Origin of the sequence: Actinoplanes sandaracinus, from assembly GCF_030009775.1 — a bacterium.
In the GTDB taxonomy this organism is placed as follows: domain Bacteria; phylum Actinomycetota; class Actinomycetes; order Mycobacteriales; family Micromonosporaceae; genus Actinoplanes; species Actinoplanes sandaracinus.
This window is the reverse complement of record NZ_JASCTH010000013.1, coordinates 184,120-197,560: the sequence shown is the minus strand read 5'-3', so window position 1 is coordinate 197,560 and position 13,441 is coordinate 184,120. Positions and strand designations below refer to the sequence as shown.

Annotated in this window: 12 protein-coding genes; 7 read left to right on the top strand and 5 right to left on the bottom strand. The window is 71.0% G+C overall.

The window, feature by feature from the left end; genetic code table 11:
• Positions 1–37: 37 nt before the first annotated feature.
• The 7 genes from QLQ12_RS21125 to QLQ12_RS21095 are packed head-to-tail and all read left to right on the top strand — an operon-like array spanning position 38 to position 6,884.
• A complete protein-coding gene (locus QLQ12_RS21125) occupies positions 38–880 on the top strand; it encodes a nitrilase-related carbon-nitrogen hydrolase (RefSeq protein ID WP_282761953.1) in 843 nt (280 codons plus the stop codon).
• The gene (gene hydA / locus QLQ12_RS21120) at positions 877–2,280 is read left to right on the top strand and encodes a dihydropyrimidinase (protein WP_282761952.1); all 1,404 of its coding nucleotides are present in this window, start codon (positions 877–879) and stop codon (positions 2,278–2,280) included. Before QLQ12_RS21125 ends, hydA begins: the two co-directional genes overlap by 4 nt.
• 15 nt (positions 2,281–2,295) lie before the next feature.
• Positions 2,296–3,294, top strand: coding sequence for a TIGR03842 family LLM class F420-dependent oxidoreductase (locus QLQ12_RS21115; RefSeq protein WP_282761951.1), 999 nt, complete (start codon positions 2,296–2,298; stop codon positions 3,292–3,294).
• Positions 3,291–4,133: an ABC transporter permease gene (locus tag QLQ12_RS21110; RefSeq protein WP_282761950.1), complete on the top strand. Its 843-nt coding sequence runs from the start codon at positions 3,291–3,293 to the stop codon at positions 4,131–4,133. Before QLQ12_RS21115 ends, QLQ12_RS21110 begins: the two co-directional genes overlap by 4 nt.
• A 43-nt stretch (positions 4,134–4,176) precedes the next feature.
• Positions 4,177–4,974 carry an ABC transporter ATP-binding protein gene (locus tag QLQ12_RS21105; protein WP_282761949.1) on the top strand — a complete coding sequence of 266 codons (798 nt, stop codon included), beginning with the start codon at positions 4,177–4,179 and terminating at the stop codon, positions 4,972–4,974.
• Complete coding sequence (locus tag QLQ12_RS21100; protein WP_282761948.1) at positions 4,974–5,738, top strand: ABC transporter permease; 765 nt, start codon at positions 4,974–4,976, stop codon at positions 5,736–5,738. Before QLQ12_RS21105 ends, QLQ12_RS21100 begins: the two co-directional genes overlap by 1 nt.
• A 15-nt stretch (positions 5,739–5,753) precedes the next feature.
• Positions 5,754–6,884, top strand: coding sequence for an ABC transporter substrate-binding protein (locus tag QLQ12_RS21095; protein WP_282761947.1), 1,131 nt, complete (start codon positions 5,754–5,756; stop codon positions 6,882–6,884).
• Positions 6,885–6,953: 69 nt separating this feature from the next.
• On the opposite strand, the gene QLQ12_RS21090 is transcribed toward QLQ12_RS21095, so the two are convergent.
• From QLQ12_RS21090 to QLQ12_RS21070, 5 genes are all read right to left on the bottom strand, one after another.
• Positions 6,954–7,730: a hypothetical protein gene (locus tag QLQ12_RS21090; protein WP_282761946.1), complete on the bottom strand. Its 777-nt coding sequence runs from the start codon at positions 7,728–7,730 to the stop codon at positions 6,954–6,956.
• A 67-nt stretch (positions 7,731–7,797) separates the two neighbouring features.
• Positions 7,798–8,670: an SCO6745 family protein gene (locus tag QLQ12_RS21085; protein WP_282761945.1), complete on the bottom strand. Its 873-nt coding sequence runs from the start codon at positions 8,668–8,670 to the stop codon at positions 7,798–7,800.
• Positions 8,658–9,167 carry a hypothetical protein gene (locus QLQ12_RS21080; RefSeq protein ID WP_282761944.1) on the bottom strand — a complete coding sequence of 170 codons (510 nt, stop codon included), beginning with the start codon at positions 9,165–9,167 and terminating at the stop codon, positions 8,658–8,660. Before QLQ12_RS21080 ends, QLQ12_RS21085 begins: the two co-directional genes overlap by 13 nt.
• A gap of 20 nt (positions 9,168–9,187) precedes the next feature.
• A complete protein-coding gene (locus QLQ12_RS21075; RefSeq protein ID WP_282761943.1) occupies positions 9,188–11,473 on the bottom strand; it encodes a putative bifunctional diguanylate cyclase/phosphodiesterase in 2,286 nt (761 codons plus the stop codon).
• Positions 11,470–13,305 carry a sensor domain-containing diguanylate cyclase gene (locus QLQ12_RS21070; RefSeq protein WP_282761942.1) on the bottom strand — a complete coding sequence of 612 codons (1,836 nt, stop codon included), beginning with the start codon at positions 13,303–13,305 and terminating at the stop codon, positions 11,470–11,472. The genes QLQ12_RS21075 and QLQ12_RS21070 overlap by 4 nt, the downstream gene beginning before the upstream one ends.
• Positions 13,306–13,441 lie beyond the last annotated feature (136 nt).

Below are 13,441 nucleotides of genomic sequence, written 5' to 3'. Positions count from 1 at the left end.
ATCAACCGTGCGTAAATGATCAAAGAGAGGGGCCGCCATGACGACCGGAATCGTTCGCGCCGCCCTCGTCCAGACCACCTGGACGGGCGACAAGGAATCGATGATCAAGGTCCACGAGGACTACGCTCGCGAGGCCGCCGCCCAGGGCGCGAAGGTGATCTGCTTCCAGGAGCTGTTCTACGGCCCGTACTTCTGCCAGGTCCAGGACGCCGCCTACTACGAGTACGCCGAGTCGGTGCCCGGCCCGACGACCGAGCGCTTCCAGACGCTGGCCGCCGAGCTCGGCATGGTCATGATCCTGCCGATGTACGAGCAGGAACAGCCGGGCGTCCTCTACAACACCGCGGCCGTGGTCAATGCGGATGGCGAATACCTCGGCAAATACCGCAAGAACCACATTCCTCAGGTGAAGGGGTTCTGGGAGAAGTTCTACTTCCGCCCCGGGAATCTGGGTTATCCGGTTTTCGACACCGCGGTCGGCAAAGTCGGCGTTTACATCTGTTACGACCGGCACTTCCCGGAGGGCTGGCGCGCGCTGGGCCTGGGCGGCGCGCAGATCGTGTTCAACCCGTCGGCCACCAGCCGCGGCCTCTCCTCCTACCTGTGGCAGTTGGAGCAGCCGGCCAGCGCCGTCGCGAACGAGTACTTCATCGGCGCGATCAACCGGGTGGGTGTCGAGGAGCTGGGCGACAACGACTTCTACGGGCAGACCTACTTCGTCGACCCGGAGGGCAGGTTCGTCGGCGACGTGGCCGACACCCACCATCCCGAGCTGGTCGTCCGTGACCTGGACCTGAGCCTGCTCGGCACGGTCCGCGACCGGTGGCAGTTCTACCGGGATCGCCGGCCGGACAGCTACGACGGGCTGGTGGCGCCGTGACCGCCAAGCTGATCAAGGGTGGGACCGTCGTCGGCCCCACGGGGGCGGTGAAATCCGACGTCCTCATCGACGGCGAAACCATCGCCGCGATCTTCGCACCCGGCAAGTCCCCGCACATCGACGACGTCATCGACGCGACCGGCAAGTACGTGATCCCCGGCGCCGTCGACGCGCACACCCACATGGAACTGCCGTTCGGTGGCACCCACGCCAGCGACACCTTCGACACCGGCACCAGGGCCGCCGCGATCGGCGGCACCACCACGATCATCGACTTCGCGGTGCAGCGGACCGGCGAGGTGGTCCAGGACGGGCTGGCCGCCTGGCACGGCAAGGCCGAGGGCAACTGCCACATCGACTACGCCTTCCACATGATCCTGGGCGGGGTCGACGACGAGTCGCTCAAGGCCATGGACCAGTTGGTCGCGAGCGAGGGCATCAGCAGTTTCAAGCTCTTCATGGCGTACCCCGGCGTCTTCTACTCCGACGACGGGCAGATCCTGCGCGCGATGCAGAAGGCTCGCGACAACGGCGCCATGATCATGATGCACGCGGAGAACGGGCCGGCCATCGACGTGCTGGTCAAACAGGCCCTGGAGCGCGGCGAGACGGACCCGGTCCATCACGGCCTGACCCGGCCGCAGGAGCTGGAGGCGGAGGCCACCAGCCGGGCGATCTGGCTGGCGAGCGTCGCCGCGGACTGCCCGCTCTACATCGTGCACCTCAGCGCCTCGAAGGCTCTGGAACAGGTCAGGAACGCCCGTGACCTGGGGAAGAACGTCTTCGCCGAGACGTGCCCGCAATACCTGTACCTCACGCTGGAGGACCAGCTCGGCGCTCCCGGCTTCGAGGGCGCCAAGTGGGTCTGCTCGACGCCGCTGCGCAGCAAGCACGAGACGCACCGCGCCGACCTGTGGCAGGGCCTGCGCACCAACGACCTGTCGGTGGTGTCGACCGACCACTGCCCGTTCTGTTTCAAGGACCAGAAGGAGCTGGGCCGCGGCGACTTCTCCCGGATCCCGAACGGCATCGGCAGCGTCGAGCACCGGATGGACCTGCTCTACCAGGGCGTCGTCGACGGGAAGCTGTCGCTGAGCCGCTGGGTGGAGACGATCGCGACCACCCCGGCACGGATGTTCGGCCTCTACCCGAGGAAGGGGATCATCGCGCCCGGCTCGGACGCCGACATCGTGCTCTACGACCCGGCCGGGCGGACCCGGATCAGCGTCGAGACCCACCACATGAACATGGACCACTCCGCCTGGGAGGGCTGGGAGATCGACGGCAAGGTCGACACGGTCCTCTCCCGCGGCGAGGTCATCGCCGCGAACGGCGAGTACACCGGCCGGGCCGGCCGCGGCCGTTACCTCAAGCGCGGTCTCAGCGACTACCTGATCTGAGCGGAGGCCGAGACAGTGGACATCGGTGTGGTGCTGCAGAACGACCCACCCGCGCTGGAGATCGTCGAGTGGGCGAAGAAGGCCGAGGCGGCCGGATTCAGTCACTTCTGGACCTTCGACTCACACGTGCTCTGGCAGGAGCCGTTCGTGGTCTACTCGGCGATCCTCGGGGCGACCGAGCGGATCATCGTCGGGCCGATGGTGACCAACCCGGGCACCCGGGACTGGACGGTCACCGCGTCGGCCTTCGCGACCCTCAACGAGATGTACGGCAACCGGACCGTCTGCGGCATCGGCCGCGGCGACTCGGCCCTGCGGGTCCTCGGCCTCACGCCGCAGACCCTGGGCCAGCTCCGCGAGAGCGTCCAGGTGATCAAAGGCCTGGGCAACGGTGGGAAGGTGAACGTCCGGGGCAACGAGATCCAGTTCGCCTGGGCGGCGGACAGCCGCCTAGAGGTCTGGGTGGCGGCGTACGGCCCGAAGGCACTCGCCATCACCGGGGAGGTGGGCGACGGCTACATCCTGCAACTCGCCGACCCGGACATCGCCGAGTGGATGATCACCGCGGTGAGGAAGGCCGCCGCCGGAAAGAAGCGGGACCCGGACGCGATCAGGTTCTGCGTGGCGGCCCCGGCCTACGTCGGCGACGACCTCGCGCACCAGCGGGAACAGACCCGGTGGTTCGGCGGCATGGTCGGCAACCACATCGCCGACATCGTCGCCCGTTACGGAGGCGAGGGCGGCGCGGTGCCGCGGGCCCTCACCGACTACATCAAGGCCCGGCAGGGGTACGACTACAGCGAGCACGGGCGGGCCGGCAACAGCCACACCACGTTCGTGCCGGACGAGATCGTGGACCGGTTCTGCGTCCTCGGCCCGGTGGAGAACCACATCAAGCGGCTCCAGGAGCTGAAGTCGCTGGGTGTCGACCAGTTCGCGGTCTACCTGCAACACGACGCCAAGGACGAGACCCTCGCCGCGTACGGCGAGCAGATCATCCCGGCATGTGCATGAGAAGAGTTCTCTCGGTCCTGGCCGGGTTGATGGCGGCGGCGTGGTCGTGGGAGGCCTACAAGGCGGCCGGGAATCCCGAGGGGACGGTGCTGTTCGGCGTGCGGGTCCTGCCGCGCGCCGACGACCTCTCCATGCCGCACCTGTGGACGATCGTCCAGCGGCTGGCCGGCCCGGAGACGACCGGCGGCCGGCCGGTGTGGCTGGTGGTGCTCGACGCGTGCCTGTTCACCCTCGGCGTCACCGCGGCCGGGTTCGCCGCCGGGTCGGTGGTCGGCCTGATCCTGGCGGCGGCGATGCAGCGCTTCCGGATCGTGGAGCGCGGGCTTCTGCCGTACGTCATCCTCTCGCAGACCGTGCCGTTGGTGGCGCTCGCGCCGCTGATCGCCGGCTGGGGCGGCACGCTGATGCCGGCCTGGGCGACGGTCGCGGTGATCGCCGCCTACCTAGCCTTCTTCCCGGTCGCGGTGGGCATGTTGCGCGGGCTCCAGTCGCCGTCGGCGAGCGGCGTCGAGCTGATGCGCAGTTACGCGGCCGGCTGGTGGCGGACTCTGGTGAAGCTGCGTCTCCCGGCGGCGCTGCCCTACCTCTTCCCGGCGTTGCGCCTGGCCGGGGCGGCGGCGGTGGTGGGCGCGGTGGTCGGCGAGATCTCCACCGGCACCCGTGGTGGCATCGGCCGTCTGATCATCGAGTACTCGCGGGAGGCCACCTCGGATCCCGCCAAGGTCTACACGGCCATGCTCGGCGCGGCCCTGCTGGGCCTGCTCGTGGCCGGCGCCGTCTCTCTTCTCGAACTGCCGCTGATGCGGCACCGGCGCCACGTGGAGGTAGTGACCCTATGAGCGGGCACGCGAGCGAACCAGCCGGCACGGTGGAGGTCGCGGCATGACAGCCGTGGTGGTCGACAAACTCACGAAGGTCTTCAACCAGGGCCGGCCCGACGAGGTGCTCGCCCTGGCCGACGTGGACCTGACGGTCGGTGACGGCGAGTTCGTGTCGCTGATCGGGCCGTCCGGGTGCGGCAAGAGCACCCTGCTCCGGTTGATCGCCGACCTGATCGGCCCGACGACCGGCACGGTGACCGTCGCCGGCCTGCCGGCCGCGCAGGCCCGCCGCGAGCAGGAGTACGGCATCGCCTTCCAGCAGGCCGGCCTCTTCGAGTGGCGGACCGTGCGGCGCAACGTCGAACTGCCGCTCGAGCTGCGCGGCGCCGGCAAGGCCGAGCGGAGGGCCAAGGCCGAACAGATGCTGGAGCTGGTCGGCCTGTCCGACTTCGCCGGCCACTATCCCGGTCAGCTCTCCGGCGGCATGCAGCAGCGGGTGGCGATCGCCCGGGCGCTCGCGGTGCAGCCGCCGCTGCTGCTGATGGACGAGCCGTTCGGCGCGCTCGACGAGATGACCCGTGAAAGGCTGCAGTCGGAGCTGCTCGGCATCTGCGCCAAGACACGCACCAGCACGGTCTTCGTCACCCATTCGATCTCCGAGGCGGTGTTCCTCGCCGACCGGGTGGTGGTGATGTCCGCCCGGCCCGGCCGGATTACGGCGTCGATCGAGGTCGAGCTGCCGTCCCGGGACGAGGCGGGACGGCAGGCGCCGGTCTACTTCGACAAGATCACCGAGGTGCGGCAGGCGCTGCGCGGGATCTCCACCGGACCAAGAGCGGATTCCCGGGCGGAGGCGTGATGCGTACGACGAAACGCGCTCTGCCTCCGTTGATCTTCGGTTTTCTCGCCCTGGGCCTGTGGGAGGTCTTCGTGACGCTCGGCCGGGTCGCGCCGTTCATCCTGCCGGCGCCGTCGGCCATCGGGGCACAGATCGCCGAGCAGTGGCGGAACATCGGGAACGCGGCCCTGGCCAGCGGCGCCAACGCCCTGGCAGGCCTGATCGGCGGCACCCTGCTGGCGGTGTTCGCCGCGCTGGCCGCGAGCCGGTTCCGGTTCCTCGGCGAGGTGGCCGTCCCGCTCGCGGCGCTGATCAACGCGCTGCCGATCATCGCGCTCGCCCCGATCCTGAACAACATGTTCGAGTCGACCAGCAGCGTCCCGCGCCGCCTGGTCACCGGCATCGTGGTGTTCTTCCCGGTGTTCCTCAACCTGCTGCGCGGCCTGCGCGAGGTGGACCCGGTCCATCAGGAGCTGATGCGCACGTACGCCGCCTCGGGCTGGACGTTCGCGGCCAAGGTGCGGCTGCCCGGCGCCCTTCCGCACCTCTTCACCGGCCTGCGGCAGGCGTCCTCGCTGGCCGTGATCGCCGCGGTCGTCGCCGAGTACTTCGGCGGCCTGCAGGACGGGCTCGGCGCGCGGATCACCTCCGCCGCGGCGTTCACCGCCTACTCCCGCGCCTGGGCCTTCGTGGCCGGGGCCTGCCTGCTCGGGCTCACCTTCTACCTGGTCACGCTCCTGCTCGAACGCGTGGCCATGCCCTGGAAACAACGTTTGATCGGCTAGTTAGGGGTTCGCGCCTTGAAGATCTCCCGCATTCTTCTCGCCTCCGTTCTCGCTCTGACGGCTTGTGGCACCGCGGATACACCCACCACCCCGGCGCCCGGCGCCGGCGGCGCGCTCACGCCGGTCAAGGTGCAGCTCCAGTGGGTCTACCAGGCCCAGTTCGCCGGCTACATGGCGGCTCGCGACCAGGGCTACTACTCCGAACAGGGCCTCGACGTCAGCCTGCTGGAAGGCGGCGTGGACATCGTCCCGCAGACGGCTCTCGCCCAGGGCAGAGCCGACTACGCGATCGCTTGGGTGCCGAAGGCCCTCGCCTCCCGTGAGCAGGGCGCCGGCATCACCGACGTCGGGCAGATCTTCGCCCGCTCCGGCACCTACCAGGTCGCGTGGAAGGACAGCGGCATCACGAAGGCCGCCGACCTGGCCGGCAAGAAGGTCGGCAACTGGGGCTTCGGCAACGAGTACGAGCTGTTCGCCGGCATGACGAAGGCCGGCATCGACCCGGGCAAGGACGTGACCCTGGTGCAGCAGCAGTTCGACATGCAGGCGCTGCTGAAGCGGGAGATCGACGCCGCCCAGGCGATGAGCTACAACGAGTACGCCCAGCTTCTGGAGGCGAAGAACCCGGCGACCGGGCAGCTCTACACCGCCGACGACTTCGCGGTCATCGACTGGAAGACCGAGGGGTCGTCGATGCTCCAGGACGCGGTGTGGGCGAACACCGAGAAGCTCGGCGACCCGGCCTACCAGCAGCAGACCGTGAAGTTCCTGACGGCCACGATCAAGGGCTGGGCGTTCTGCCGAGACAACGCGGAGAAGTGCCGTGACCTGGTCGTCGCGAGCGGCTCCAAGCTCGGCAGGAGCCACCAGCTGTGGCAGATGAACGAGGTCAACAAGCTGATCTGGCCGGCCGCCGGCGCCGGGATCGGCGTGATCGACGAGGCGGCCTGGAAGCAGACCGTGGACATCTCGATGACCACGAAGAACCAGACCGGCGACACCGTGCTGACGAAGGCCCCGGAGGGCCTGGCCTACACGAACGACTACATCAACCAGGCGATCGCCCAGGCCCGGGCCGCCGGCGTCGACGTGACGGGGACGGCGTTCCGGCCCGTCACGGTGACCCTCGCCGAGGGCGGCTCGTAAGCCGGCGAGCGGGTGGGCCCCGGCTGCCGGCCGGGGCCCACCCGCTCGTGCTCGTGCCGGGACCGTGCCTCAGACCGGGATGAGACGAGCCGCCAGGGCGACCGCTGTCAGGTCGCCCCGGCGCAGTTTCTCCGCCGCGTCCTTCTCGCCCATCCCCTCCAGGCGGACGGCGGAGACGTCGATCAGCGCGTCCTCCCCGGCGAGCAGGCGGCGCGCGATGCGCGACTGGGCCGGGCTCAGCTCCGCGTAGGCGCACTTGTCCAAGGCGCCGACGGTCTCCTCGTCGAGCTGGCCGGCCAGCGCCCGCTCCGTGACGATCTTGACGAGCCAGCTGGGCCACCAGCTGTACTTGCCCACCACCATGCCGGAGTGCATGGCCGCGGACGGCTCGTGCCCGGCCGCCAGCATCTTGACCGCCAGATCGGCGTCGAACCGCTCCATCCGCATCGCGCCGACGAAGACCCGCAGGATCTGCTGGGTCTTGAGGAACTCCTCCGCCGCGTGGGCGGCCTCACCGAAACGGCCCGCCAACAGGTGACAGATCGCGTGCGCCTCGACAAGCGAGAGCAGCTCACCGGAGCGCTCCTCCAGCCGCTCCACCGTGGCGAGCAGCCGGTCGACCGATTCGCCGGCACGCTGGGCCAGCTCGTCGCTCTGCGGCTTGTTGAGATGCCGCACCGCGAGGTCGGTGGCGATCTCCGCCTCCCGTCGCAGCAGCGGTGCGGCGATCTTCGGATTGATCAGGTCACCCAACCCTTCGGTCAGGTAAGCGGCGTCGAACCGCTCGGAGGCCTCTTCGAACTGCGCCCACCACGACGCCGGGTGTCTCCGCTGATTTTGTGTCACGTACATAGCGTGACCTACCGATTACCCTCCGGCCAATGTTTCGGCGGAGAGGAATGGGTGGCAACTCTCACCGCGGTTTCGGCTCAACCAGGTTGGCCGGGTTGAGCAGGCCACCTTTCACCACGATCCGGCTCAGCGGACGGGTCAGCGCGGCCAGCCGCAGGGAGCCCTCCTCGCCGAGCGCCCGGCGATAGGCGACCTCGGAGACCGCGTCGGTGCGCTCCTCGATCCGGGCCCGCAACGCGACCCCGGCCTCGGTCAGACCCTCGTCGCCCAGCAGCCCGCTGCGGCGCAGGTCGCCCTCCGCCTCCGCCCACTGGTCGCGGCTCCAGCCCCGGGTGCCGCGCAGGAAACGGCCGTCCATCTCGCCGCTGGCCACGTGCATGACGATCGCGTCGAGGCCGCTGACCCCGTGGGCCAGCAGCGCCGCCACATGCCCGTCGCCACGGAACTCGCGCAGCAGCATCTGCGCGTGGAAAAGCACCAGATGCGGCCGCTCCGGCCAGGGCAGCGCGGCGTGCGCGGCGAACAACGGCCGGCCGTGGGGCAGCGTCGCGGCGACCTCCGCCGCCGCACGGGCCAGCTCCGCCGCCTCGGCCACCTCGGGACCGTTCACCACCTCCGCCCCCAGCCCCCGGGTCAGGGCGGCGTCAGCGGCCTCCAGCCGGGCCGCGACGAGCTGCTCCGGGGTGGCCTTCGCCCAGGCCGACGGCAGCGCACGGGCCACCCGGGCCGGGTTGAAGTTGTAGAACGTCGCGGTCACGATCTCCGGTCCCACCGGGCCGAACGCGGCGCCGCGGGACGCGAAGTAGCCGTCCATCGGGTCGAGGCCGAACGTCGCGTACCGCTCCGAGGCCTCGGGCACGAAATAGACCATCGCGTGCAACGGCTCGGTGACCCGCCAGGCCAGGCGGTACGGGCTCTCGGTCACGTTTCCCACGGCAGCTCCTCGGCGTGGACGGTGGCGGATCCAGGGGCGGCCCCGGAGTGGCGAGGTGCGGGCCGCGCCGACACCGTATGCCATCGACCGGACCGGCGGGCGGCCTCGACGACCACGAGATGCACCGGCAGCGGCGGCGGCGGGAACGGGCCGGCGCCCCAGCGGACCCAGATCGCCACCCGGCCGGCGGCGGCCTCGGCGAGCAGCTTGTCGACCGTGCGCTGCCGGTCCTTGCGGTCGACCTCGATCGCGATCGGCGAGCCGCCGGGCCGGGCACACGCCACGTCGAGCACCGAGTTGCCGCGCAACGGCGGGGGCAGCGGGAAGACGCTCGGCGCCCGCCGGTAGACCCGCCAGCTCTGCCAGTCGGCCCATTTCGCGATCGCGTCGACGATCCGCGCGGTCGCCTCGCCCTCCGGAAGGTCGGCGAAGGTGAGGCTCTCCAGCCACTCCCCCAGCGACCGGGCGGTGGAGGTGCCGTCGTCCGCCAAGCTCATCGCCGTACGATATCGGGCTCTCAGGCGGCGGCGGCCACCCGCTGCCGGGCCGCGAAGATCTCGGTGAGCTTCTCCGCCGGCATCGGCCGGCCGAGGTGGTATCCCTGGCCGACGGTGTACCCGAGCCGGAGCAGCCGGTCGGCCTGCTCCTGGTTCTCGATGCCCTCCGCGACCGTGTCCAGCCCGAGCGCGTCGGCGAGCTGCACCACCGCGCGGGCCACGGCCTGCCGGGCATCGGCCGCCGGAGTGCCCGGATCGTCGAGCTCGATGCCGTCGACGAACGACTTGTCCAGCTTGACGATGGCCGCCGGGAAGGCGCGCAGCAGGCTCAGCGACGACTCGCCGGTACCGAAGTCGTCCAGCGCCAGCCGCACCCCCATGGCGTGCAGTTCGTGCAGGACCTCGGAGACCTGGTGGCCGCGGAGCACCGCCGACTCGGTGAGCTCCAGAACGAGGCGGGCCGGGGGCAGACCGTGATCGGCGAGGGCGGCGGCCACGTCGGCCACGAAGTCGGGGTCGTGCAACTGCCGCACCGACACGTTCGGCGCCGCCTTCTCCAGCACGTCCGGGCCGAACTCGGCGAGCCAGGCGGCCGCCTGCCGGCAGGTCTCGCGCAGCACCCACCGGCCCAGCGGCACGATCAGGCCGGTCCGCTCGGCGGCCGGGATGAACTCCGCCGGCGACACCAGGCCGCGTTCCGGGTCCTCCCACCGGACCAGCGCCTCCACCCCGACGATCCGGCCGCCGGCGAGCGCCACGATCGGCTGGTAGAACAGCCGGAACTCGCCGTTGTCCAGGGCCCGGCGCAGGTCGCCGCCGAGCCGGACGTGCGCCGACGCCGGACGTTCCATCCCGTCGGCGTAGTGCACCCAGTTGGCACGGCCACGCTCCTTGGCGGCGTAGAGGGCGGCGTCGGCCCGGCGCAGCAGGTCACTGGCGGGCGTGCCGGGCGGCACGGTGGCCAGGCCCGCGCTGAACCGGACTAGCAGCCGCTGCTCGCTGATCGGCACGGCGGTCGCGGCGGCCACCGCCGAGACCACCGCCTCGCCCGTACGATCGCCCGGCAGCAGCACCGCGAACTCGTCCCCGGCCAGCCGGGCCACCTCCGCGTCCGGCCCCGCCGCGTCCTGCAGCACCCGCGCGAACGCGACCAGCAGGCCGTCCCCGGCGTCGTGGCCGAGCGAGTCATTGACCGTCTTGAACTCGTCCAGGTCGGCCAGCAGCACCGCGGCCGGACCGGCGGCCAGGGCCTCGTCGATCCGGTGCCGGAACAGCGCGCGGTTGGCGAGCCCGGTGAGCGGATCGTGGGTGGTCTCGTGCCGCAGCCGGGCCTCCGACTCCCGCCGCTCACGCAGCAGCCGGGTGTTCTCCCGGTACACCACGTACTGGCGCAGCGCCACCAGGACGGTGACCGCGACCGCCGACGACACCACGAGCCTGCCCTCCCAGACTCCCGGCGACCAGAACCAGGTGCGGACCAGCACGTCCACGACCGGCACGTCGACAGCCAGCACGGCCAGGTAGGGCAGCCAGATGTTGCCGCCACGCCGCGGGCCGGCAGCGGCCACCGCGGCGTGCTGACGGCGGACGGCGGACGTGACCAGCAGCCCGCTGACCGGCATGATCACCGCCTGGCCGGGCAGGATGCCGTGGTAGCCACCGAGGACCGCGAGCAGCGCCACCAACGCCGCGGCGATGCCGGTGGAGGCCACCAGGCGCATCGCGGTCCGGTCCACCGGGCCACCGGCGATGTACGACACCTTCGTGATCGAACCCGCCGCGAACAGGCACGCCAGCAGCAGGATCGTCAACGCCGACGTGCTCCACGGATCGGCCGCCCAGATCATCGGCGAGATGCCGAAGTGCCACAGCACCGTGGTGCAGCCGAGGAACGCGATGGTCCGGTCCAGCCACTGCTTGCCACGCTCGTACCAGGTGGTCACACCGAGCGGCACCTGCGCCACGCCCCACATGGCGACCAGCACCCCGCCGCCGATCAGCGCGGCGCCGGCCGGGGGCATCGCCGTCAGCTCCGGGGCGGCCCGGAACGCGTCCACCGCCAGCAGGCCGAACCCGGCCGTGAACAGATAGCAGCAGATCTCCAGCAGCAGCCAGAACCGCCGGCCGGCCGGCTCCAGCGCGACGGCCCGGCGCAACGCGTGCACCGCGAGCCCGGCCGTCCCCATGGACAGCGGCATGAACAGGTAACCGATCGCGACCGTGCCCGGGGAGACGGTGACCCAGGCCAGATACCAGAGGATGCCGAGCAGGCAGATCACCGCCGTGGCATACGTGTAGCGCCTCATGACACGTACGCCCGGCTATGTTGTTTCTCCTCGTACATCCGCAGGTCGGCGGCGTTGAGCAGATGGTCCGGGTCGGCCGTCGAGTCGGTGGCCAGGCCGATGCTCGCGCCCACCCGCAGTCTGCGGCCGGCGAGGTCGGCCGGCACGGCCAGGGCGTCGCGCAACCGGGCGGCGATCCGCTCCGCCTCGGCCCGGTCACCACCGGCCAGCACGGCGAACTCGTCACCGCCCAGCCGGGCCGGCACGTCGTCCGGCCCGGCGCAGTCACGCAGCAGGCCGGCCACGTGACGCAGGACCGCGTCGCCGGTGGCGTGCCCGTACGTGTCGTTGATCTGTTTGAAGCCGTTGAGGTCGATCAGCAGCACCGTGGCGTCGCCGGCGCGTGCCGAGATCGCGGCGGTGAACTGACGCCGGTTGGCCAGCCCGGTCAGCTCGTCGTGCCCGGCCTGGTACCGCAGCCGCTCGTGCAGTTCCCGGGACTCGGTGACGTCCCGCGAATTGCAGACCACGCCGTCGATACCCGGCTCGTGGGTCAGGTTCACGCCCACCACCTCCAGCCAGCGCCATGATCCGTCGGCGTGCCGGTAGCGCCCCTGGTAGGTCAGCTCGGCGCCGGGGGTCGAGTACAGCACGGCTAGGTCACCGGCGAGCCGGGCACGGTCGTCGTGGTGCAGGATGTCGAGCGCACAGTAACCCAGCACCGTCTCCACCGGGAAGCCGAGCACCGGCTCGACCGCCGGGCTGACATAGGTGAACACGCCGTCCCGGGTGGCGATCGAGATGATCTCGGAGGAGTGCTTCAGCAGCGAGCTGAGCCGCTGTTCGCGATTGCGGATGCCGACCAGCAGATCGTTGTTCTCGGCCAGCGCGAGAAGCTGGCGCCCGATCACCATGCCGACGTTGACCAGAAGCCCCGCCAGGGCGCCCCAGGCGGACAGCCCCAGCCCCTGCGTCGCCAGCACGATCACCAGGGTGGCCGCGCACACCACGGTCCCGCCGTAGGGCAGCACGTGGTGCCCACGCCGTGCCGACCACCAGCGACGCCCGTCCAGCCCGCGCGGCCCGTCGAGGATTTGGATGCGTGGCGCGGCGAGCAGCACGAAGCAGGGCGCGATCACCATCGCCAGTTGCGTGCCGCTGTCGCCGGCGCTGCCACTGGGCAGCAGGATGTTCGCGGCCGCCAGCATGAGCGTCGAAGCCACCACCGGCACCGCGGCCGTCCCGCTCAGCGGAGCGACTCCGAGGCCGGACCGCAGAGCGACGTACACGGCGCAGAGCATGAGCCCACAGCTGAACAGCGCGACGACGTAGGCGCCGGCGCCCGCTCCGGCCATTCCCGGCCGGGTCATCAGGCACCACGCCACCACGGCCGATGCGGTGCCCACGATCGCGGTGTCCAGCAGAAGGCGGATCCGCTCCCGGCGCGACCAGTTCGCGGGGCTCCGTGGCAGCAGCGCGGCGACACAGCAGACCAGCACACCGATCATCACACCGGCCGACTGCGCCGGGTGGAAGATGAGCCGGTCGAGGGCCGGGTCGGCGAGCACCGTCACGAGTTGCGCCGTGTCGCCCGCGAAGAACAACAGGCCGGCCGCACTCACCGCCTGCCAGAAACGGCGCGCGTACGGCGGGAGCGTGAGAGTGCGCCACGCCCGGCGCGACAGCCAGAATTGGAGGAGGTCCAGCACCGGCGCGATCGACCAGCAGGCCACCAGTTGGGCCCGGGGCGTGCCCACGTCGAGCAGGAACGCGCCGAGCACGAGAACCGCGGCCACGGTGAGCGCGACCAGCACCGGATCGCGCCACAGCGGGGCGCGCACCGCTGTGGACATGCCATTCTCCCGTTCTGCCGGCCCCTGGCTGAATCGGCCGGGGCGGGGCAGGACTGAGGAAAACAGCCGGCGACCGGCACGCCCCCGCGGGGGGGGGGGGGGGGGGGGGGGCGGGGGCCCGGGGGGGGGTCGGGGG

Bases quoted from the DNA above. Each gene is read 5' to 3' on its own strand.
- QLQ12_RS21125 (WP_282761953.1), top strand. From the start codon at position 38: ATGACGACCGGAATCGTTCGCGCCGCCCTCGTCCAGACCACCTGGACG.
- QLQ12_RS21110 (WP_282761950.1), top strand. From the start codon at position 3,291: ATGAGAAGAGTTCTCTCGGTCCTGGCCGGGTTGATGGCGGCGGCGTGG.
- QLQ12_RS21105 (WP_282761949.1), top strand. From the start codon at position 4,177: ATGACAGCCGTGGTGGTCGACAAACTCACGAAGGTCTTCAACCAGGGC.
- QLQ12_RS21100 (WP_282761948.1), top strand. From the start codon at position 4,974: ATGCGTACGACGAAACGCGCTCTGCCTCCGTTGATCTTCGGTTTTCTC.
- QLQ12_RS21080 (WP_282761944.1), bottom strand. From the start codon at position 9,167: ATGAGCTTGGCGGACGACGGCACCTCCACCGCCCGGTCGCTGGGGGAG.
- QLQ12_RS21075 (WP_282761943.1), bottom strand. From the start codon at position 11,473: ATGAGGCGCTACACGTATGCCACGGCGGTGATCTGCCTGCTCGGCATC.
- QLQ12_RS21070 (WP_282761942.1), bottom strand. From the start codon at position 13,305: ATGTCCACAGCGGTGCGCGCCCCGCTGTGGCGCGATCCGGTGCTGGTC.